This window comes from Candidatus Roseilinea sp. NK_OTU-006 (assembly GCF_012931985.1).
Classification (GTDB): domain Bacteria; phylum Chloroflexota; class Anaerolineae; order J036; family Brachytrichaceae; genus JAAFGM01.
This window is the reverse complement of sequence record NZ_JAAFGM010000017.1, coordinates 14,642-36,493: the sequence shown is the minus strand read 5'-3', so window position 1 is coordinate 36,493 and position 21,852 is coordinate 14,642. Positions and strand designations below refer to the sequence as shown.

At 63.2% G+C, this 21,852-nt stretch carries 16 protein-coding genes, 1 tRNA gene and 1 other RNA gene; 10 read left to right on the top strand and 8 right to left on the bottom strand.

Annotated features, from left to right (window positions below; translation table 11 throughout):
• Positions 1-2 precede the first annotated feature (2 nt).
• The 3 genes from GXH28_RS09990 to GXH28_RS09980 all read right to left on the bottom strand — a co-directional run bounded on the left by GXH28_RS09990 (position 3) and on the right by GXH28_RS09980 (position 7,656).
• A complete protein-coding gene (locus GXH28_RS09990; protein ID WP_169238878.1) occupies positions 3-4,997 on the bottom strand; it encodes a GAF domain-containing protein in 4,995 nt (1,664 codons plus the stop codon).
• Positions 4,994-7,231, bottom strand: a complete 2,238-nt coding sequence (locus GXH28_RS09985; RefSeq protein ID WP_169238877.1) for an ATP-binding protein — start codon at positions 7,229-7,231, stop codon at positions 4,994-4,996. The genes GXH28_RS09990 and GXH28_RS09985 overlap by 4 nt, the downstream gene beginning before the upstream one ends.
• A gap of 188 nt (positions 7,232-7,419) precedes the next feature.
• Positions 7,420-7,656 (bottom strand): phosphoribosylformylglycinamidine synthase subunit PurQ, encoded by a 237-nt coding sequence (locus GXH28_RS09980; RefSeq protein ID WP_320447945.1) that lies wholly within the window; start codon positions 7,654-7,656, stop codon positions 7,420-7,422.
• Positions 7,657-7,835: 179 nt separating this feature from the next.
• On the opposite strand from GXH28_RS09980, the gene GXH28_RS09975 reads away from it, so the two are divergent.
• Both GXH28_RS09975 and GXH28_RS09970 read left to right on the top strand, forming a co-directional pair.
• The gene (locus tag GXH28_RS09975) at positions 7,836-9,482 is read left to right on the top strand and encodes a CYTH and CHAD domain-containing protein (RefSeq protein ID WP_169238876.1); all 1,647 of its coding nucleotides are present in this window, start codon (positions 7,836-7,838) and stop codon (positions 9,480-9,482) included.
• A 30-nt stretch (positions 9,483-9,512) separates the two neighbouring features.
• Entirely contained in the window at positions 9,513-10,004 is a 492-nt protein-coding gene (locus tag GXH28_RS09970; protein ID WP_169238875.1) for a SixA phosphatase family protein, read from the top strand.
• A 12-nt stretch (positions 10,005-10,016) separates the two neighbouring features.
• On the opposite strand, the gene GXH28_RS09965 is transcribed toward GXH28_RS09970, so the two are convergent.
• Positions 10,017-10,679, bottom strand: a complete 663-nt coding sequence (locus tag GXH28_RS09965) for a hypothetical protein (protein WP_169238874.1) — start codon at positions 10,677-10,679, stop codon at positions 10,017-10,019.
• Between the two features lie 270 nt (positions 10,680-10,949).
• Between GXH28_RS09965 and GXH28_RS09960 the strand changes: the two genes are divergently transcribed.
• From GXH28_RS09960 to GXH28_RS09945, 4 genes are all read left to right on the top strand, one after another.
• Positions 10,950-11,729, top strand: coding sequence for a hypothetical protein (locus tag GXH28_RS09960; protein WP_169238873.1), 780 nt, complete (start codon positions 10,950-10,952; stop codon positions 11,727-11,729).
• 202 nt (positions 11,730-11,931) lie between these two features.
• Positions 11,932-13,308: an Ig-like domain-containing protein gene (locus tag GXH28_RS09955; protein ID WP_169238872.1), complete on the top strand. Its 1,377-nt coding sequence runs from the start codon at positions 11,932-11,934 to the stop codon at positions 13,306-13,308.
• A gap of 39 nt (positions 13,309-13,347) precedes the next feature.
• Positions 13,348-14,388 carry a GDP-mannose 4,6-dehydratase gene (locus tag GXH28_RS09950; protein ID WP_169238871.1) on the top strand — a complete coding sequence of 347 codons (1,041 nt, stop codon included), beginning with the start codon at positions 13,348-13,350 and terminating at the stop codon, positions 14,386-14,388.
• A gap of 275 nt (positions 14,389-14,663) precedes the next feature.
• Complete coding sequence (locus GXH28_RS09945; RefSeq protein WP_169238870.1) at positions 14,664-15,689, top strand: inositol monophosphatase family protein; 1,026 nt, start codon at positions 14,664-14,666, stop codon at positions 15,687-15,689.
• On the opposite strand, the gene rsmA is transcribed toward GXH28_RS09945, so the two are convergent.
• The 3 genes from rsmA to ffs all read right to left on the bottom strand — a co-directional run bounded on the left by rsmA (position 15,681) and on the right by ffs (position 18,102).
• Positions 15,681-16,508: a 16S rRNA (adenine(1518)-N(6)/adenine(1519)-N(6))-dimethyltransferase RsmA gene (rsmA, locus tag GXH28_RS09940; protein WP_206156795.1), complete on the bottom strand. Its 828-nt coding sequence runs from the start codon at positions 16,506-16,508 to the stop codon at positions 15,681-15,683. The genes GXH28_RS09945 and rsmA overlap by 9 nt on opposite strands.
• Positions 16,501-17,952 carry a ubiquitin-like domain-containing protein gene (locus GXH28_RS09935; RefSeq protein ID WP_206156794.1) on the bottom strand — a complete coding sequence of 484 codons (1,452 nt, stop codon included), beginning with the start codon at positions 17,950-17,952 and terminating at the stop codon, positions 16,501-16,503. The genes rsmA and GXH28_RS09935 overlap by 8 nt, the downstream gene beginning before the upstream one ends.
• Positions 17,953-18,002: 50 nt before the next feature.
• Positions 18,003-18,102: signal recognition particle sRNA small type (ffs, locus tag GXH28_RS09930), an RNA gene on the bottom strand.
• Between the two features lie 65 nt (positions 18,103-18,167).
• Between ffs and GXH28_RS09925 the strand changes: the two genes are divergently transcribed.
• The 4 genes from GXH28_RS09925 to sppA all read left to right on the top strand — a co-directional run bounded on the left by GXH28_RS09925 (position 18,168) and on the right by sppA (position 21,315).
• Positions 18,168-18,241: transfer RNA gene (locus GXH28_RS09925), tRNA-Arg, on the top strand.
• A gap of 65 nt (positions 18,242-18,306) precedes the next feature.
• The gene (locus GXH28_RS09920; RefSeq protein ID WP_169238868.1) at positions 18,307-18,708 is read left to right on the top strand and encodes a hypothetical protein; all 402 of its coding nucleotides are present in this window, start codon (positions 18,307-18,309) and stop codon (positions 18,706-18,708) included.
• Positions 18,705-19,814, top strand: a complete 1,110-nt coding sequence (locus GXH28_RS09915; RefSeq protein ID WP_169238853.1) for a hypothetical protein — start codon at positions 18,705-18,707, stop codon at positions 19,812-19,814. Before GXH28_RS09920 ends, GXH28_RS09915 begins: the two co-directional genes overlap by 4 nt.
• Positions 19,815-20,280: 466 nt before the next feature.
• Positions 20,281-21,315 (top strand): signal peptide peptidase SppA, encoded by a 1,035-nt coding sequence (gene sppA, locus GXH28_RS09910; RefSeq protein WP_169238867.1) that lies wholly within the window; start codon positions 20,281-20,283, stop codon positions 21,313-21,315.
• An 85-nt stretch (positions 21,316-21,400) separates the two neighbouring features.
• On the opposite strand, the gene GXH28_RS09905 is transcribed toward sppA, so the two are convergent.
• Complete coding sequence (locus GXH28_RS09905; protein ID WP_169238866.1) at positions 21,401-21,799, bottom strand: hypothetical protein; 399 nt, start codon at positions 21,797-21,799, stop codon at positions 21,401-21,403.
• Between the last annotated feature and the right edge of the window lie 53 nt (positions 21,800-21,852).

Here is a 21,852-nt window from a genome sequence, read left to right as displayed (position 1 = left end):
GTTCATTGCGCGCCTCCTTCACTTCCTCGCGCGACGCGCAGGGTAATAGCAAAAACCGCTCCTCGACCCGGCTCGCTCTCTACCAGGCGCACTGTCCCGCCCATGGCCTCGACATATTGACGGACGCGGAGCAGGCCGGTCCCACGCCCTGGCCGATCGGGGATCGCTTGTTGAAACAGAAGTGGGCGCAACGCCGGATCTATGCCCGGACCATCATCCTCGATGCGCACCTCGGCCCACTGGCTGGCCCTGAGCCGGGTGCGCACGGTCAGCCGACCAGCAGCCCTCATCGCATCGAGGGCATTCCCCACCAGGTGATCCAGTGCCCATCTGAGCGCCTTACAGTTGACCTCTACAAGCATGTCGCCACAGTTCAGGTTGAACTCGAGTTTTATATTCCTCGATAAACGCTGCTGACATGCCTCCTCAACCACCTCACGGATCAACGTATCGCAAGGCACGGGCTTTATGGGTGGCTCATGGTCGCTCCCTTGTGCTTCGTTGCCCAACTGCGCTTCATGGAAAGCTAGCCGCAGCCGCTCGGCGCTCTCGTCTATCTCCCGCGCCCAGCGGCGGCCATCGTCGGAGAGACTCGGTTCCTTGCGGGATAACCGCAAGGCGCGCCGCCGGATCTTCAACAACTCCGTCCGAGCGACGTGCGCCAAATCCACAAACCCTCCGGTGGCCATCGCCAGCGACGTCTGATAGACGAGCCGGTTGACCAGCTCGGCGCGTTCCATCACTAGGCTGATCTGGCGGGCGATGCCGCGCACTTGTTCCTCGTCGTCCTCGTCGAAGGCAGCAGGTCTCGAACTCTCCAGGATCAGGACGCCGAGCAGGTCGCGTTCCACGCTCATCAGCGAGACGCACAGCTCGGAGTTCATGCCCTCGGTCCCCGGCAGGAAGTAAGGGTCTGAGCACGCGTCTTTGCAGTTGTAGGATTGGAAGTCTCGCGTCTGGAGCGCCAGCCGAGCCACGTGGCCTGCGATGCTGCCATCGTCGATTTGTAAGGTTCCGGTCTCGCTCACATCCTCGAACGGGTAGAAGTCAGGCGAGGCGGGGGTGACCTTCAGGACGTGTTCCGCACGCTCATAGGTATAGATGGCGACGTGAGCGTACGGATAGTGATCTTTTATTAGCTGCATGATCCGGCGCAGCGCCTCATCCTTGCTGGAGGTGGTGGCAGCCAATTCGGCCGCCCGCTGGTGAGACGGGTCAGGGCGCTGCTCGAGCACATGAACGCTGGAGGTGGTGGCAGCCAATTCGGCTGCCCGCTGGGCCAGATCGCGTTGATCACGCTGCCGCTCCGCGAACTCCAGCAACAGCGCGTCGCGGATACTGCTGGCGGCCAGCCCGGCTAGCACTTCGAAGAGGAATTGCTCTTCTAGGGCGAAGATATGTGGATGACGATAGCCCAGGAGCATCACGCCGACGTTCTGGTCTTCGGCCCGCAGCAGCAAGGCGGCGAACGAGCGAATATCCTCGCGAGCGACGAAATTGCTGCTGGGAGAATGGACTTCGGCTTGCGGGGCGAAAGTCGGCCGTTTGTCCTCCAGGACGCGCTGGATGATCCCGCCTTCAGCCGCGCGCTCCCTATGGAGCGCGTCCAAGTCGCGCACGCCGAAGTGCGTCCCTAGCTTCATCTCTTTGTTATCCATGCGCACATGCCAGAGGGTCAGGAGCGACAAATCCGGCGCAACCTCGCGCACGACCCGCCGAATTTCGCCCAGAGTCTTATCCAGGTTGATCGACGCAGCGATTTCGTGCGCCATCTCCAGCACGCGCCGCCGGCCTGCCAGGCAACGCGCATTGTCCAGCGCCGGCGCAGCGACGCCAGCCAAGCGCTCCAAGGCGCGGGCGTGCGCTTCGCCGAACGCATCCGGGAACGGCGCCTCCGCGTTGATCGTGCCGATCGCTTCCGCCGAGCCATGCTGATCAATGCGCAGGATCGGCGCGACCACTTGGCTGCGCGTCCCACGGTTGTGGACATCGTAGAAAGACGCGCGCCATTCGGGTGCCGTCACGTCCGCCGCCAGTTGGGTCTGCCCGCTGTACAGCGCACACCCGATGATGCCTCGCAACGGCTCGGACTCTCGGTCGCACTGGAGCGCGCCGCTCGCATCGAGAAAATATTCGCGGCGGATCGCGCGAGGTTCGGAGTCTGCCGGGTCATCGGGCCGCTCCCAGTCGCGCAGGTTGACCTCGACGACGAGCTGCGACAGGTTCAAGACGTCGCGGGCCGCATCCAGCAAGGCGCGAACCACGTCCTCCTGGCGCGCACCCGGCTGCAACGCCGCGGCCATCACCCGCTGGTGGATCACCAGCTCACGGCCACGGGCTTTCGCCTCGGCCTCGGCCGCCTCAGCTGCGGCGCGCGTCTGCTGCGCCGCGCGCCAGTTCTGGATCGCCACGGCAGCCAGGCGGGCGAACATCTCGGCCTGCGTCCGCTCAGGGTTGCCGAACACTTGTGGCGACCGCCAATACAGGCGCAGCGCGCCGAGCGTCTCGCCCGTCTCCATCGCGCGCACCGGCGCGCAGATCAGCGCGCGAACCCCCTCTTCGTACAGCACCGGGTGCTCGCTGACTAGCTTCCCAATGTCGGACGCCTCATACTTGCCGACGTCGGGTACCACAAGCATGCCCTCACGCAGCGACTTGGCCGTCAAGCCGTCTGGACGCGGCTTGCGTATCGGATCGGACACCTTTCGCCAGCCGGCATGGCCCGCGCGTTCGACATCGTAGGTCACCTGCGCGCCGTCCTCCGTCACCGGCACGATCGAAGCGCAATCCATGCCGGCCACCGCGAGCGCGACCTGGCAGATTTCGGTCAGCGTGTCCCTCAGGGACGGTCGGTCGGCGTGCGAGAGGATGTCGCAGGTGAGCGCGTTCAGCCGCTCGTGCGCCTTGCGCTGCCGGTGGTCTTCGTAGATCAGTGCGGCCTGCGCCAGCAGCGACTCGAGGTAGTCGAGCGCGAGCTTGGGGATGGGCTTGCCGTCGTGCGCGTTATCCACGACCACCAGGCCGATCACCCGGCTTCCGGCGCGCAGGGGGACGACGGCGCAATCGTGCGCGCCGAAATGGGTGACGAACAGCTCTGGCAGGCGCTGCGCCACTTCGCCGGCCGAGATGCACATGGGCTTGCCCTCGCGCAAAACGTCCTGAAAGGCATCTCCCCTCTGTGGTGGTAGGGCGATCTCCCAATCGCACACATAGCGATGCAGCGGCGTGAGCTCCAGCCTGCCCTGTCTCAGCCGTTCCAAGGCCTGGTCGAAGTCCATGTGGTTATCCCGGTCGGCTTCCCAGGCGGCATGCGCCTCAGCAGGGTTGAAGTGGCCTACGCCGGCACGGCCGATCACCTTCGCCCCGCCGTCCCGCGCTAGGAACAGCGCGGCGCGGTTGAACTGCAGGCCGTAGTCAGCCGTAGCCACCGTCAACGCAGCCAGCCACAGCGCCGCTTCGTCCCGCTCGTCCACCAGCTTCATCATCTCTTCGCTGGCCCGCTGGAGCAGGCGCAGCCGCCGGCTGTTCTGCGCCTGCTGCTCCTCAAGCCGCGCGACCCAAATCGCGCCCTGCACATGCTCGACGACCTCGACGAACTGCTCGAACTCCGTCCAGGTGAAAGCATGCGCCTTCTGGTTGTTCTCAAGGGCGATCACGCCGACGGCTTGGCCCTTCACGCGCAGTGGCGCGCCCATCCACGAACGGGCCGGCTTGCCGAAGGTCTGCAGACCGTGCTCGACGCGGTAGCGTTCCGCATCTGGCGCGAAGACTGGTTCGTTGCGCTGGATCACGTGTGCCAACAAGCCGGGTTTCGACAAGAAGCGCCAGACCGGCGGCTGCCAGCGGCCATCCTCATAGCGCACTCGGTAGTGCAAGTAGCGTCGGTTGCCTTCCTCCTCAACCAGCGCAGCGATGAAGTTGTGCGCATTGGTGAAGCGCCTCAACTCCTCGCGCAGCCGCTTCAGCACTTTGTCCAGGTCGCTGTGGGCGGCCTGGGTCATGATGCGCGCGCCGATCTCGTTCAACCGGCGCCGGCGCTCGTAGCGCCAGGCGCGGGCCAATACGGTGGACGCGTCCCGGCAGAACTTTCGTAGCAGCCGAAGTTGCTCAGGCGTAATCTCGCGCGCCTGCGTGACGTTGTCGAGCACGAGCAGGCCAATCGAGCGCCCCTCGGCGCGCAGCGGTGCAACCAGCCAATCGCCGAGCGGGGGGGGGCGATAACCTTCGGCCAGCTTTTGGCGGGTGAGATAGCTCGGGCCGAGTTCCTCGCCGTGAAAGCGCGTGAATTCCGCCGGCGATGCCAACGCGTGGCGGGCGTAAGGAGACTGGTCGAGGGGGATGCGTGCCTTCGGCATCTCGACCGGCGCATACGCACCGTCGGCGGCCAGCCCAACCAGGGTCTGCATCGCGCCATCATGCGCCGACGCATCTTCAAGGCCGTCCACCCACCATAGCCGCGCGCGCTCGAACCCCATCTGCAGGCTGCTCTGGACGATGACGTCAGCAGCCTCCTTGCGCGATTCAGCACGATCCGCCTGCCGCGTCGCTTTATCCAGCGCGCGCAAACCATGTAACCAGCGCAGCCGCCAGATCAACTCCGGTATTAGTCCGTCCGTCTTCAGGAGGTAGCACAATGCGCCGGCCTGCAAGGCGCGATAGCCGACTTCGAGATCGTCGAAGCCGGTGAAAACGATCGCCTCGGCGTCCGGCTGTAGGCGCATGAGGTCCTCCATGGCGGAGATGCCATCTTCGCCAGCGCCTAGCCGCTCATCAATCAGGAAGACGTCGAACGTCCGCGAATCGCCCTGCACAAGCTGCTTGGCCGCTTCCAGCGTCTGGGCAACGACGGCCTGGATCGGCACGTCAGATTCGCATGCCAACCGGTCGGCCAGTAGGCGCGTGAATAGCGGATCGTCATCCAGGATCAGCGCGCGAATCATCTCATCACCTCCCCCTTCGTAGAACCTCAGGGCTTCGAGCAGCCCGTTGCTGATCAAACCCCTCCCGGCAACTCCACGACCATGCGCGTGCCCCACAACATAGCGCTCTCGGCGACATAGACGCGCCCATGCATCGCCTCCACCAGGTGGCGCGCGACATATAGGCCCAACCCACTGCCGCCGTCGCTGCGCGTGGTGAAGCCCAGGTCAAAGATACGCTGCACGTGCTGGCGATGGATGCCCGGCCCGTCGTCCTCCACGCTGACGATGGCAACCGGCCCGGCACGGCGCTGCCGCTCCTCGACCCGTACGCGCACGCGGCCCACGTGGCCTTGCCGATGCTCCTTCTTGGGCCGCAGCAGCGCGATCTGCTGGACCGCATTCATCATCACATTCAGCAAGACGTGTTGCAAATAGATCGGGTTGGCGCGCACGATGACCATGCGCTCGGGCATTTCGACTTCGACATCCACGCCGGCGCGCTCGGCCTCATCGCGCAGCATCTGGGCGGCTTCCTGCGCCTCCTGCTCCACGCGCACGGTGCGGATGCTCGACTGCGCCGTGAAGCGCCGGAACAACTCATTCATGTGCGACAGCGACGCGATGCTCTGCGCGGCATTCGCCAGCATGCTCCGTACGCGCTGCACTAGGTCGTGCGCCGATGCCGGCGAGGTGGCCAGCGCGCGCTCGATTTCATCCAGTTGCCGCTTCAGGGATTGCACTGCGTCGCTCGTCATGGGGATGCGGTTGTTCATCTCGTGCACCAGCCCGCGGTTCAGTTGGCCAAGCAAAATGTCACGCTGAACGGTGACGATGCGGGCGACCACCTCACGACGCTCCAACGCTGCGCCGACGGCCAGCGCGCCGGCCCGCGCTAGCTCGCGGCGCACCTCGTCGAAGGCAGTCGGGCGGTCGTAAAAGAAGAATAGGGCGTAACGCTGCGCCGCATCGGTGAGCACCGGCGCGCCCAGGCACGCTTGGAAGCGCAGCAGGGGCAGCAGATAGCGTGCCTTGCCGGCAGCAGCCTCGACATCCTCAATGAAGCAAAATTCGCGATCCTCGGCCACGTCGCGCACCGGGCTATGGATCAGGTTCAACGTCGCTTCGGCCGCCAGCTGCTCATCGTTGCGCGGAAGCTCAATCTCTACCTTGCGAGCCGAGGCGTCCAGCTTGAACAGCACGGCCAGTGAGGCACGGGTCAGGCGCTGGGCGCGCAGCACCGCCTGCGCCAACAGCCGCTGTGGTTCGGCGTAAGCGCTTGCCGGCGCCTGCAGTTCATGCGCGGATGCCTGCTCCGCCGGGCCAGTGGCGCTCAGCGACATGAGCACCTCCAGCAGGTCTTCGGCCCCGAAGGGCTTCGGCAACACCCGCACGCCGCGCACCATCAACTGCCTCAGCGCCGGATTCGCTTCTTCATGCAGGCAGCTCCAGTCACCCGAAGTTAGCACGCCGCGCGCCTCCGGCGCATTGTCCAAGATGCGTGCCAGCGCCTCTGGCCCCGACATGCCCGGCAGGTGAACATCCATGATGACCATGTCGAACGGTTCGCCCGCAGCCACGCGCCCGAGGCCCTCCTCGGCCGTCGCAACCCCCACGGCGTATTGGCCGGCGCCTCGCAGCCACTGCACCCACCGGTCGCGGTACTCGCCGTCGTTATCCACGATCAATACGGCATACGTGCGCGGCAGGACAGCCAGGCCCAGCGGCAGGCGCACCGCTTGCTTCGGCGCAGCGAGCGACTCGGCCGTCGGCTTGCCGTTCTGGCGCGCGTCGTCAGTCCAGCGCACGGCGCGGATATCTCGCATGGTCAGGGCGATGCGGCGCTGATGGAGGTCAATCTGCTGCACCACCACCTTCACGGCGTCACCCGGCCAGAACGCATCGCCGATCGGCCGCTTGCACCAGGCCGGCAGGTTCGACTGGTGTAGCAGGCCGGTGACGCCCGGCTGCAGCTCGACGAAGACGCCGTACGGCTGCACGGCCGTGACGACGCCCTCGACCAGTTGGCCGGGGTGAAGCCAATCGGTGAGGGTGAGCCAGGGGTCGGCGTGTGCCAGACGAATGCTCAGCTCCGGCGATTCACCGCCCCGCTCGTCCAGCATCACGGCCTGCACTTTGACGCCTGGCCGGTAGGTCTGGCGCCAGTTTCGCCGCTCCTCTGCCGTCCAACCCAGCTCGCGCTCGCGAATGACGGCCGTCCGGCCATCCTCGAGCTTGACCAGCAGGCCAAACGGCATAATGCGGATCACCTCGCAGGTAAAAAGCGCGGTCAGCGCGGGCGCGTTCGACATGCTGCAATCATCCTAGCATATCGCTGGCTGTCAGAAACGCACAAGTCTACGACGGTTCTATGACTTTTCTGACAGGGAGCAGAGTCGGAGGGTCAGAGGTCAGACCATCAGAAGTCAGAGGTTCAGAAGTCAGAAGGTCAGATTGCAGGTCAGAGCGATCTGGCCTATCCCTATAACGTCCGCTAAGCTCAAACGCCGGCGGCCAGCACACGAACAGCCGACTTAAACAGCGCCAGCCCTAATCCCCCGCGTTCACCGCGCGTCCAGCGCGGGTGCTGCCAGGGATAGATATGGTTCTCCGGATGCGGCATCAGGCCGAGCACGTTGCCGTGCGCATCACAAACGCCGACCATGTCCGCGACCGAGCCATTCGGATTGTCGGGATGACCAAGCTCGGCAAAATACACATCGAGGCCGAGCGCCACCAACCGGCCGGCTTCGACCGCCCCCGTCCATGTGAAGTGTTATCCTTGACCTGCAGCATGGCGCAGCGCCGAGTTGAAAATAGTCAAACTGACGGCTACGATTGTGCAGAGACAACTCGCGCGCTCACGAGATGCCTGAAAGATCGTTGCGTCGTCGGGGCCGCATTCGAGCATGCAATATGAAGCCGACTGACACCGCCAAGCATCAACAGGAAGTCGAATGGCAGTTTGATACGGACGACCTCGACGCGGTAAAAAGCTGGCTGCGCGAGCGCGCCCACATCGGCGACCTGCAATTACGCTTCGACGCGCCGAAGGAGCACGTTGATGGCTACTACGACACACCCGACTGGCGGATCTTTCGGGCGGGCTACGTGCTGCGCATACGGCAGGTCGAAGGCGAGCCAGCCGAGGTCACGCTCAAGTCATTCGGCGCTCGGAGGGATGGGCTGCGTCAGCGGCGCGAAATCAACGAGCAACTGCACCTCAAGCGCGCCGGAGGCGACTCCATCATCCGTAGCATAGTTCGCGCGCGCGGGCCGGTCGGCCAGCGCCTGAAAGCCGTGTTGGGCAGGCGCGCAGCGCACACCCTGCGCCACCTCTTCGATGCGCGCACCCGCCGCCAGCGCATCGGCGTGTACCAAGATAGCGCGCAACTGGCCGAGATCGCCCTTGACGAAGTGTCTATCGCCGCCGATCTGCGCCACAAACCGATGCGCTTTCTGCGCGTCGAAGTGGAACTCTCGCCCGAGGCCCCATCAAGCGGCGCGCGCGATGTTGTAGCGGCCTTCGTCGCCGAAATGCGCGCGGCCTGCCGGTTGCAGCCGGCAGCCGATTCCAAGTTTGAGCTTGGCCTGCGCGCACAACATTTGCAGCCGGAGTTCGCGCCTGACCTCGGCCAGCCCGCGGGCGCCGCCCAACTGAATGACGACCCGCGCATCGGCGATTTGGCATGTGCCTTATTGCGTGAGCATTTCACGCGTTTTTTGAAGCAGGAGCCGGCAGTGCGGCTAGGCGAGGACAACGAAGCCGTGCATCAGATGCGGGTAGCCACACGCCGGCTGCGCACGGCCCTAAGACTCTTTCGCGATTACTTGCCGTCCGCCGCGCAGGCGCTGCGCGACGAGCTGCGCTGGGTGGCCCGCCTCCTCGGCAAGGTGCGCGACCTGGACGTGCAATTGGCGCACCTGGCAGACTGGCGCATCAACGATGCGCTGCACGCCTTGGATGACGTGACCGCGCTTTTGACCCGTCGGCGCGAGCAAGCACAAGCCAAGCTGCTCAGAGGACTCAACTCGGCGCGCTACGAGCGACTGGTCACCGAATTGACCGGCTTTTTGCGCGACGACGCGAGTCTATACGCAGGCGAGCAATACATGAAGCCGGCCCGCCAGGAGATGCCCGGCCTGATCCGCCGCCGCTACGACAAGCTGCGCAAGCTGGGCGACGCCATTCGGCAGGATTCGTCGCCGAGTGAATATCATGCGCTGCGCATTCAATGCAAGCGGTTGCGCTATGCGCTGGAATTTGCGACGCCGCTCTACCAGAAGCAGAAGGCAGCGCGCGCCTATCTGTCGCGCCTGACGGCGCTGCAAGACTTGCTCGGCCTGCTCCAAGATGCGTATGTCGCCATCGAGGAGATGCGTCGCCTGAGCTTGGCGTCACAGCATGGGTTGTCGGCGCAGGCCATCTTCGCACTCGGCGAGGTCTCGCAGCGCTACGCCCAACAGGCCGAGGCGCTGCGCGCCCAGTTCCCCCAGGTCTATCGGCGCATCAAGGGCAAAGCCTGGAAGAAGCTGTGGCGCATCCTGCGATGCCCCCTCTAACAAGGCAATCCATCGTGCCAGAGGAGACGCATGAAGACATTGATCTTGGTTCGCCACGCCAAATCGAGTTGGGATGACCCGTCGTTGCCCGATCACGACCGTCCGCTGAACCCACGCGGCCAACGCGATGCGCCCAAGATGGGCGAACGCCTGGCGAAGCGCGGCATCCGTCCAAACCTCATCTTGTCCAGCTCTGCCACGCGCGCAATCCACACGGCGCAGCTCATTGCCGAAAAGATCGGCTATGCCCGCGAGGCTATTGTGGTGGACCGGCGCATCTATGGCGCGCAGGTCAGCACCCTGCTCTACCTGATCCAGGAACTCGATGACGTGCACGAGCAGGTGATGCTCATCGGCCACAACCCAGAGTTGACCGAGCTGGCGCATCGCTTCAGCAACGACATCGAAGACCTGCCCACCTGCGCCGTGGTCGAACTCACTTTCGACGCGAAGCATTGGGTGGACGTAGTGAACAGCAAGCCGGTCGAGGTGCACTTCGACACACCCAAGAAGCATACTTGAGGCGCACGATGCTCAAGCCGGCTCGGTTTGCGCTGTTGGCGTGCGGAAGCCGGCCGCAACGCCCGGCCGCGTCGCCATGTAGGCGCATAAGCCAAGTGGACCAGTGAGCAGAATCGCGATCAGCCAATAAGTCTGCGCTTGCGCCGCGACGCCGCGACGCTGCATGTCAGCCTGGGCCAGCGGCAGCACAACGATCTGGTTGAGCGCGATGTCCAGCCACATGAACGCCAGGCCGAGGTTGCGGCTCATTGTGTCCACGAGTTCCGGCAGCGAGCCGCGCGGCAGGAAGAACGCGCCGATCAGGATCACGGCGGCGCACAGGATCCACCACAGCCATCGCAATTCGAGCAGGCGCGGCGTCTCACGCTTGGTCAGGTCCCCGGCCGGCCGGCGCGCCATGTACACGCTGAGCGCGAGGATGCCGACGACGAACATGGGGACGACATAGAACGGCCAGCGCATCTTGCGACGCAGCGCATCGTCAATCACCAGCCCCGCCAGCGGCATAAGCAGTATGCCGAAGTAGTTGAAGCCCCACAAAAACCAGTTGTCGCGCAGCAACGCGCTGGGGTCCTGCGGCGGCAAACTCGGCCAGGGCAGGTTCAGCGCGATGACGAGCAACAGACAGACGACGAACAAAAGCCAATACAACCAAGCGATCGGCGAACGGCGCATGATGCGATTGTAACCGCGCTCGTCTCTACAATAATCCTTCGGTCCAGCCAACCATCCACAGCCCCGCGGACGCCCAGAAGGTAAACGGCATGGATGACCGCGGAGGCCGGCGTTACCAACCCCGTCTAGGCTGTGGTATTGATCAGGACATCTTTTAAGGCTGACGCAGGCAACGCTTGTGCCCTCCCCGGTTTTGCGCCTGCAGAGAAATGCGACCCCGCCGAAACTATAAAGCGGTAACGACTGTTATAATCACCAAGGCTAAAGCCAATGCCGTTCACCGTCTCTGATTTTCACGATCTGGTTGAGTTGCTGGAGCAACAGCCAAGCTGGCGCGCTGAGATGCGCCGCTTGTTGCTGACGGATGACATTCTGCGGCTGCCCAAGACGGTGGAGAACTTGGCTGCTACTGTGGATCAATTTGCGCGCAGCACCGAAGAACGCTTCCGCCAAGTCGAGAAAACACTGGCCGACTTGGCTGCCGCCCAGCAGCGCACCGAGCAGCGCCTCGAAGAGCTCGCTGCCGCCCAGCAGCGCACCGAGCAGCGCCTCGAAGAGCTCGCTGCCGCCCAGCAGCGCACCGAGCAGCGCCTCGAAGAGCTCGCTGCCGCCCAGCAGCGCACCAGCGAACAGGTCGCCCGTCTTCAGAACATCATCGGGGTGACTGTGGAAGAAGAAGCCGCCGCTGTTCTGCGCGTTGTGCTCGAAGAGAAAGGTTACCACATCCTGACCGAGGCGCTATATCTGCGGCTGAACGGAGACGTAGACGTTGCCCAGCAAGTGGAAGACGCTCAGGGGCGGCGCTTATGGGCTGTATTGGAAGCCAAGACGCGTCTGGGATGGCAGGCGGTAGAAGCCTGGGCCAATCGTATGCGATCGGAAGGGTTCCGCGCCGCGCTGCGCCGAGTTGGGGTAGAAGGCCCATTCCTCGTGTATGTGTATGGGATGCGGGCAGACTTGAGCGCGCGCAAGGCCGTCGAGAAGTTCGGTGTAGGCTTATTGAGCAGTCAGGGCGAGATCGTGCCGCCCAACGAAGAGCTACCCGCTTAGTGCGCGCAGCGCTGGAGATATAAGCACAGCAGCGCGCCGCCAATTGGCCTTCGGCTGCAGCTCCCTGCCGCTGCGCTCGGCCTCATCGCCGAGAGCAGCGCGAGCCGCACGTTTGCATAGGTGCATTGACGCCTGCCGTTGCACATCTCTGCCGGTGGGTCGCTCTTATTCCGCGTAAAATTCGCCTGGGCTGCTCACCGCTATGCGTCTTGACCGAATGGATCGCGCCGCTATTGGCAGCATCCTCGCCCTCATCTTGCTCATCACCTTCTTCATCGTGCGCGGCGACCAGGTCGGTGTGCGCATCACGCGAACCTCGCCGGCGATGAACGCCGACCGCGCCCCTACCCGCAGCCTGATCGCCATCACATTCAGCGAGCCGATGAGCGCGACTACGGTAGAGCAGCGCCTCGACATCACGCCGCCGGTCCCTGGCGCTTGGCGCTGGAACGGCAACACGGTCTTCTTGTCGGCAGCGCAGCCGCTGCAGCCAGACACGCGCTATACCGTCACGCTCGCATCGGGCGCAGCGAGTGTGCGCGGCCGACGGGTGCTGCGCGACGTAGTGTGGACTTTCCGCACCAGTCGCCCGCGCTTGCTCTACCTCGCGCCGGCCAGCGGCGCTGCCAACTTGTTTGCGATGGATCCACACGACGGCACGACGCAGCCCCTGACGAATGAGCCATACGGCATCTACGACTTCGCGGTTAGCCCAGATGGGTCGCGCATCGCCTATAGCGCCGACCGTGGCGCAGAGTATGCGGAGCGCGACATCTACATCATCAATCGTGATGGTTCTGGGCGAGAGCAGCTGGTGAAATGCGATGGCCAGGTGTGCCAGGCCATATCGTGGTCGCCCGACGGGGCGCGCATCGCCTTCGAGAGGCGGGAGTTGGTGCAGGGCGCTGTCGGCCGCTCGCCCGGGCCGGCACGCGTCTGGCTGGCCGACGTCAACACCAAAGAAACCGCGCCGCTGTTCGGCGATTCGCAGCAGATCGCGTCGCTGCCACGCTATGCGCCCGCCGGCGAGAAGCTGGCCTTCTACGACGGCAGCACCAACAATATCGTGGTGCTCGACCTCGCTACCAATCAGCGCGTTGAGCTGCCCAGCGTGCTCGGCGATCCGGGCACATGGTCGCCCGATGGCAACCAGCTCATCTACCCCGAACTGGAAGCGTTCGACGCCGGCCGCTACGACCAATTGCTGCGCGCCGACCTGCTCGCCAACACCATCACGCCGGTCACGCCGCTAGGGGCGGCGCGCAACTCCGGCGCAGCCTGGTCGCCGCTGGGGGATGTGGTGGTATTCGGCCGGCAGGAGACAGGCGGCGGCAGCGGCATCCTCGGCCCACAGATGTGGCTGATCGCCCCCGACGGCTCGAACATGCGCCGGCTCACATCCGAGCCGGAGGTCAGCCACGGCGCTTTCGCTTGGAGCCCAGACGGTCAATGGATCGCCGTTCAGCGCTACAACCTGCTAGAGATCAACGCGCTGCCAGAGCTATGGTTGTTCAAGGCCGATGGCAGCGCGCGCCGCAAGTTGATCGCCGACGGCGCACAGCCGGCGTGGCTGCCGTAAAGGCTATACACTCAGCCGCTATAATCGCGCTGCTCACGTATGCGAGTGCTCATCATTGGCGGGGCTGGGTTTATCGGATGCAACCTGGCCGCGCATCATCTCGACAAAGGCAACCACGTCATCCTGCTCGACAACCTCTCACGGCCGCGCACCCATCACAACCTCGACTGGCTCCATCGCAAAGCGCAAAGCGAGGGCCGCGCTGATCACTTGAGCTTCCACCCAGTGGACATTCGCGACTTCCCGCCCCTGCGCCGCGTTTTGGCGGAGACCGAGCCGGACTTGGTCGTGCATTTAGCCGGTCAGGTGACCGTGACAAAAAGCGTGCTCAACCCGCGCGAGGACTTCGAGATCAACGCACTTGGCACGTTCAATGTGCTGGAGGCGATTCGCACGCAGCCGCGCCCGCCGGCCATGATCTATGCGTCTACCAACAAGGTGTATGGCGGTCTGGAGGACGTCGCCGTGGTGCTGGACGGCATGCGCTATCGCTATCGCGACTACCCGAACGGCATCGCGGAAGACCGGCCGGTAGATCCAAAGTCGCCCTATGGCTGCTCTAAGTGCGCCGGCGACCAGTATACGCGCGACTACGCTCGTATTTACGGCCTGCGCACCGTCGTCTTCCGCCAGAGCACGATTTATGGCCCTCATCAGTTCGGCCTCGAAGATCAAGGCTGGCTCGCCTGGTTGATGATCGCGACAGCCACCGGGCGGCCGATCACGATCTATGGTGACGGCAAGCAAGTGCGCGACATGCTGCACGTGCATGACCTGATCGCCGCCTACGACGCTGCCTGGGAACGCATGGACACCGTGGCCGGCGAAGTGTTCAACATCGGCGGCGGCGTAACGAACACCCTCACCATCTGGTCGGAGACCGGGCCCTGGCTGGAGGCGCTGGCCGGCCGGGCTATCCCCGTCACCTACGCCGACTGGCGCCCCGGCGACCAGCGCGTCTTCATCAGCGACAACCGCAAGGCCGAGCGACTGCTTGGCTGGTCGCCGAAGATCGGCATCCGCGAAGGCGCGCAGCAATTGTGGGATTGGGTCACCGCTAATCGTGACTTGTTCTCCTAGCCGCGTCCGAGCCGGCCGAAGTTGGCGAACGCATCACAGTCTTGGACGCCGCCTACGCGGTGCGACCTCATCGCAGCGCCATCCCGCGCGATTCGGGGCGCAGCGTGGTGTCTCGCGTAAGACTCCAGCCATATCACAAAAGACCGCTTCCTCCCGCTCGCGCGCAGCAAGGTTTCGTCCATCGAAATCTGCCCCGCACAGGTGCGCTTGGCAGCCTGGCGACGGTGGCGCACGACGAAAATCGCCCGCTATGGCGCGTACAATGCCGCTCGAGCATGGAACTCGATCAACTCTGGGAAAGCATTTTTAGCGAGGACGCCGAGCGCGTGCGCAACGCATGGCGCTGGCTCAGCCTGCAAGAACGGCTCTCGGTGATTCAGTTTTTAGAGCGCGTCACCCAAGACGGGCAGCGCATCGCGGCGCAGCGTATCGCAGCACAGTTCGCGCTGGACACATTGGCGGGTGACGCCGACGCCCCTCCATCCGGCGATCACCTGCCGGAGGGGGCGCTGGATTTTGCCCGCAACCTGGCGCGCGAGACTGCGCAACGGCTCAAGGCAACCTTCGGTCAACTCAGCGCCACGCTTAAGCATGACGGCACGCTGGTCACCCAGTCCGACATCGAAGCCGACCGCCGACTCAGCGACGCCATCCTCGACCGCTATCCCACGCACGGCATCCTATCCGAAGAACGCGACCAAATCTTTCGCGGCCAGGAGTGGTGCTGGGTTATTGACCCCATTGACGGCACGACCAACTTCACATGGGGCGCGCCGACGTGGGGCGTGCTGATCGGCCTGCTGCACTTCGGACGGCCCGTGTTAGGCGTGGCCGACTTTCCTATGACCGGCGAGCAGTTCTACGCCGCGCGCGGCAGTGGCGCCTGGTTGAACGAGAGACCGATTCGCGTCGCGGCATTAGAACAAGACCAGCACACCGGCGAGCCGCTAATACACAAGACGCAGCTTTTTGCCTGCTGCACGCGAACGCTCCAACGCGGGATGCCGGATATTCCCACGAAGTTGCGCGTCTTCGGCACAACCGGCTACAACCTGGCCTTGGTGGCTAAAGGGGCTTGTCTCGGCAGTTTAGATATTCTCTCCCATGTGTGGGATGTCGCTGCGCTGTGGCCGCTGGTCGAGGAGGCCGGCGGATGCATCCGAACCAACCTGCAACGTGAACTCTTCCCCTTACAAACGGGTCGAGATTACGGCGCAACAACGTTCTCCATCCTCGCAGCCTGCTCACCGCACATGATGGCTTACCTGGAGCACCGATTAAGCGACCGGTTTTTAACATAAATAAACCACGAGTCGCTTCCACTCCTCCAGGCTCAATGTCTCAGCGCGCCGGCCAGGCTCAATGCCACTCTGTCTAAGCGCCGCCTCTGCTTCAGACTTAGTGATCTTCAACCCAGCAGCCAGAGTGTTGCGCAACTGCTTACGTGGCTGGCTGAAGCCGGCTTTGACTACGCGAAAGAACTTCTGGGCGTCTATAGCGGGCGGCCGGTTGTGCGGCGTGATCCGCAAGATGGACGACTCGACCCCCGGCTGAGGGTAGAACTGGTTTGGGGAGATTCTGAACAGCAAATCGGGCCGTCCATAGAACTGCACACTAACAGCCAGGAGGCTCATGTCCGGCGGTTGCGCGGTCACGCGTTTGGCCACTTCAGTCTGCACCGTAAGCACGACCGATGCTATGGATAGGCCGCATTCGAGGATGCGCCGGATGGCCGCCGATGTTATGTAATACGGCAGATTGGCAACAAAACGAGTGACCTGAAACGGTCTGCCAAACATGCGCGCCGCATCCTGGGCCAATTGAACGAAATCCACTTTGAGCGCATCGCCGTGAACGATGGTGACATTCTGCGCCTCGCCCAGCTCCTCCCGCAGCGCAGGGATCAGCGTTTGATCGAGTTCGATGGCAACAACCCAGCCGGCGCACTTCACCAGGTGCTTGGTCAGCGCGCCGGCGCCTGGGCCGATCTCAAGCACCAAGTCGTCCTGTCCGACCTCGGCCGCATCAACGATGCGGCGTGCAGTAGCTTCATCGGCGAGGAAATTCTGTCCCAGGCTTTTGCGCGGAACGATGCCATGGGCCTTTATTCGGCTACTCAAGGCGATAGCGGATTTGATTAGGGACAGGGGTTAGCAGATAGACATCCACCCAGCGGTACCACAGCTTAAGGTTGTCGTCGTCGTAGCCCAGGTCTATGCGCTTGCCGATGATCGCGCTGCCGGTATCGCACGCGTTACCGATGCCGTAGCCCGGCACATAGACGTTCGAGCCGAGGCTAATCACGCGCGGGTCCACAGCTACAATGCCGAAGCGCATGCGCTGCCCACAGCGCGCCAGCCCGTACCACGACTTGCTGCGTGAGACGCCCGCGGTGCTGGCCGAATAAGATGTCGCCAACATGCGGATCTTGCGCCAGTACTGCACCGGCCCTTGCGGCGTATCGAGGGTGCGGATGACGATCTTGGTGCCATATTTGTAGATGCGCGGCTGAGGCGCTCGGGCGACAAAATCAGCAATCAATTCACGTTTGACTTCAAGGCCGTCCTCGAATGTGACCAGGCTGCGCCGTTCGCGCACCCCCGGCGTGCCATCCTGGGCCAGCACCTGCGTATCCAACTCAAGCTCCGGGTCAGGCTCCCAAACCGTATCGAAGGGGATGTACTCATGCGCGATTTGAATTTCGCGTTTGATGCGCACTACGCGAATCTCAGCATTCGGGATCACCGGGGCATCGAGCGCCGGCTGGGCGTAGTCCTGCTCAAGCAGCACGATGTTCATCTCGGCCAGCACATCGGCTACGGTGTCATGCAATGTGCGCGTGCGCAACTGGCGCCCATCCACCCAGATCGTGATTGGCTTGGCCCGCTCGATCGTCACCTGCATCCCTGGTTGCACCGGCGTCCCAAGGCCCGGCGCAACCCTATCGGCCAGGTACACCATGAACCCAGCCTGCAGCAGCGCCTCGCCGACCGTCCTGGCCGACGTTGTAATGACGAGGGGCTGGCCGCCCACCTCCTGAATGGTGAGAGGCACGGCACGACGAAATTCAATGCGCGCATCCGGCAGGCGCACCGACTCAGACGCCCATCGCGGTTGCGGTGCAGCGGGCAGCGTGTCTTCAAAGCTGCCGTTGACCGATAACCAATCGTTGATGCTGAGCGAATAGCCTAGGTCGGCAAGGACTTGCGACCCGCGCGTTCGTTGCGTTCGCAGCAATCGCGGCTCTTCGTCGTCCACAGACAACTGCACCAACTTGGCGCGCTGAACGACGATCGTATCATTGCGGTTGAGAGGAGCGGTCTTCTCCGGCAACACAATGTCCTCAGGCAAAAGTTCGACGCCGGCCTCGCGCAGCGCTCCCTCAACGGTGGCCTGATGCGTGCGCACGTTGATGACCTTATCCCCATCAACGATAGTCACCGGCGTAAAGGTGTTGAGGTAGCCTACGGTCAGCAGGCTAAACGCGCCGAGGATGATCGGGATAGCCAGCCAGGGCAGCCGAAAGGCACGAAGATTGCCGGCCGATAAAGGGGGTTCCGACACAGACTTCTTTTCGGTCATGACCGCTGGATCGCTTTGAATCCCAAAATGTGTGTTGCCGGGCATCCCTACGACGCCCGAAAGAGACTTCTTACCGTTGCTACCTTCCGGTCCTGGCGGGGTTCGAAGGCTTCCGCCGCGCAGGACCCGGCAACACGCCAGACATGATAATCAGTTGCTCGGATCTGTCAAATGTGATAAATTCTACGCTGAAACTTGCGCCCATAGCTCAACTGGATAGAGCACTTGACTTCGGATCAAGGGGTTGTGGGTTCGAATCCTGCTGGGCGCGTCCATTGCGAGGGTCAGAATGCTCAAGCGTTCTGACCCTCATGTTGTTTCATGTAAAATTTCTCCGTGAAACACACACATGAAGACAAACCCAAGACAAGCGGTATTAGTGATTTCGATCTCGGCTACATCATGGGTATCATCGTCGGTGAGGGGTCATTCACCGGCGACTGGCGTAACCCCTGCCTGCAGATCAAGTTGCACCAGCGCGATCTCGCCGTGCTCGAGTTTCTACAAAACGCGCTGGGCGGCAAAATCTACGGGCCATACCATCATGGCGACAGACACTATTCAATGTGGATGCTGCGCGGCGACGAATTGGATCAAGCCGTTGACCTGTTCGTCCGACATCTCCCGCCCAGCCATCGTCGCAGCCAACTTCTGGCCTGGTTAGCAAAATATGCCCAATGGAGCGAGCGATACGCCGACTATCTGAGACCCACCAACAACCCAGAATCCATCTCATGAACGACCAGATTCTTCCCAAACTACGCGAGTTGTTGCTCAACGAATTCTCCGAGCCCGAGTTGATCGCCCTCTGCAAAGAGATTGGCCTCGACTACGAAGCGTTGCCCGGCACCGGCGCCTTCGGCAAAACGCGCGAGATCCTCGCGGCAGCGCGCGCCCAAGACAAGTTACGAATGCTACAAAACCGACTGCGAGAATTGAAACCCGAAGCCTATGCGATCAGCATCGGCGCCGCGGTCACACCGGCGGAGGCGCAGGCCGACAGCCCGGCACATTCCGAGCGAGGAACGAAAGCCGGCTCTCCCGCGCCTCGCACGATCCTACCGCTGCTGATGTTGCTCGCCTTGGTGATTGGCGCATCGTTGATTTTCCCCACACTGAGCGGAAATCCTGCAAGCCAGGCGGCACCACAAGCCGTCCCAGAGGTGACGTCTACCTCGCGACCCCAACCCACGCTCGCGGCGAGCGCGCCGACTGTTCAGCCAGAAACCATCGCCGCAATGGCAACACCGGCCGACAGCCCATCGGCCACGGCCGATGGCTTCCAAACCGCTCCGGCCGAAATGCCAGAGACAGACAGCAGCACAATGGCTACTTCGACAGCACTACCCACACCCGAGCCGACAGCGCTACCCACGCCTGAGCCGACGCCAACTCCCCTGCCGTCGCCAACCGCAACCGACGCGCTCTCCGCTGAAGAAGCGCATCCAGCCGCTATGACCATCCGCCAAATCAACGACCAACTCCTGCTGTTCTACTCCGGCAAAGCGAGCGCTGAGGACCTGGAATATTTCTGGACGAGCAAGGCGCTGAAGACGGTCGTGGACTTCGGCAACATACGCCTGCCACGCGCGATGCGCATCGCGCCCAATCGGCGCGACGCCCTAGAAATTAAGCACGAGTATCTCCGCGCGCCTCGGATCATCTCGGAAACAGAGAGCAGCGCAGTCGTTGCCAGCCGCGAATTCTGGCACTATGCCAACTCATTAAATCGCAACGAGGTCTGCGAAGTGCGCGACTACATCTACGACATGGTGCGAGATGAGGAGCGCTACCGCGTGCGTTCGATACAGAGCCGGTTAGTGCGGTCGGGTTGCGAAAGCTGAAACCGTGCGCCGATGACCAGAATCAGCCTTTGGCATGGCAGCTCAGGGCTTCCTTGGTGATGATGACCGGCTGAGCATAGCCCTCGATCGATCAGGCCGGCGATTGTGACGCGCGCCCAGCGCACCTGGACGCTCAACCCGTCTGAGTTGCTCGCTCATGTATCCATGCCACTGTGTCACCCGCCGGCGGCGTGTGGATATAGCGGCTGTACCGCTTCAACATTTGTTACAGCGTAGCCGGATGCAGTTTAACATAAAGTTTAATTTTGCCAGGGAAACAGGTTTCCGGTCACCGGCGGCAGGGTCGCGCATCTACCACTGCTCTACCGATGAGCGCCATCGTGCAGCCGCTTCATCAAGGTCAACTTAACTCACCTCTCATGCAAGGCCGATACACTGAAATCTAGCCGTCGGCTGGCGCGTGAGACGATTCAAACGCGGCAGAAAGGACGCCTAAGGAGGCAAAATGACCGAACAAAAAACCGTTGCCGGAAACGGCAACCGCACGGCGACGTGGACGCTCATCGGCGTACTCGTTGGATTTTCGCTGCCGATCTTCATGTGCGTGTGCTTAATGTTGGCCACGCTGGTTGGCTTCGGCGCATCGCTCGGCTCGCTAGGCACCCCCACAATGGCGACGAGCGGGACGGCGATCATGCCACGCCACATCTCCGGCCCGCTCACCGGCCCGGCGGTGGCCGTCATCAGCGTCAACGGCCCGATTGTCAGCGGCGAGGCGCCGGAGTTCGACCTCACCGGCCCTGCGGCCGTCGCGGCTTCGGGCAGCATCGTCCAGTTGATCCGATCGGCAGCACGCGACCCGGAGGTCAAGGCGATCGTGTTGCGCGTGGACTCGCCGGGCGGCAGCGTGATCGGCAGCGACGAGATCTACCATGCGCTAAAGCAGGCGAACAAGCCGGTGGTGGTGCACATGGGCGCGCTGGCAGCGTCAGGCGGCTACTACGTCAGCATGGCTGCAGACCACATCGTCGCACATCCCGACACGCTCACCGGCAGCATCGGCGTGATCAGCGAATTCACCAACATTGAGGGCCTGTACGAGAAGCTGGGCTTGAGAAGCACGGTCATCAAATCTGGTGAGTTCAAGGACTTCGGCAATCCCACCTCACCTTTCACCGAAGAAGACCGTAAGCTATGGCAAGCGGTGATTGACGAGACTTACGAGAACTTCGTCAAGATCATCGCCGACAACCGCGGCATGACGGTCGAGGAGGTGAAGCAATTGGCCGACGGGCGCATCTACACCGGCCGGCAGGCGCATGCGCTCAAGCTAGTGGATCAGCTCGGTTACTTGGATGACGCAGTCAAGGAGGCTGCATCGCGGGGCGGCATCACCGGCGAGCCGCGCGTGATCGAGTATCGCCGCCAGACGCCGTTCGCGCAGTTGTTCGGCGTGTCCGTGGCACGCGCGATCCTGGTCGCCCTAGGTGTGCCGGTCGAGCGGCTGAACGCAGCGCCGGGCGCGCTGGAGTATCGGTAGCCCATCGGCGCAACGACCGGCCTGGCGCCCATGCGATTGCGCATCGGCAGTCGCGCGTGCGATTCGTCAGCGGGGTAATTCGGCGCTACAGCGCTACGGCCTGCTTGATGATGGGCCCGGCGACGGTGAACGCCACGCGCACCGTCTGGAGCGGCGCTTCGTCGCCCAGCACCTCGATCAATGCGACGAGCGGCGTGCCCTTGGGGACACCCCGCGGCAGCCACATCGTCGGCGCCGGCCGACGCTCCATCGCGCCCACCAACGAAGTGCAGCGCAACACCTCGCCATCCTCGGTCAGGATGCTCACGTCAATCGAAGGGAATTCCTTGAACGGCGTCAGGCCCATCTCCACCGTCACGCGCGTGCCATCCGGCCAGGGCATCACGCGGTAATCGGTGATGCGCGCGTCGCTCGGCGGGCGTGTCGGGAGCTTATCGAACGGCCGACCGTTCGGGTTATCGTAGAACTGGATATCGTTAGGCATGGCGACATTATCCCGTTTTCACGGAAAGCACTGCGTGAGCGGCTTGGGACGAC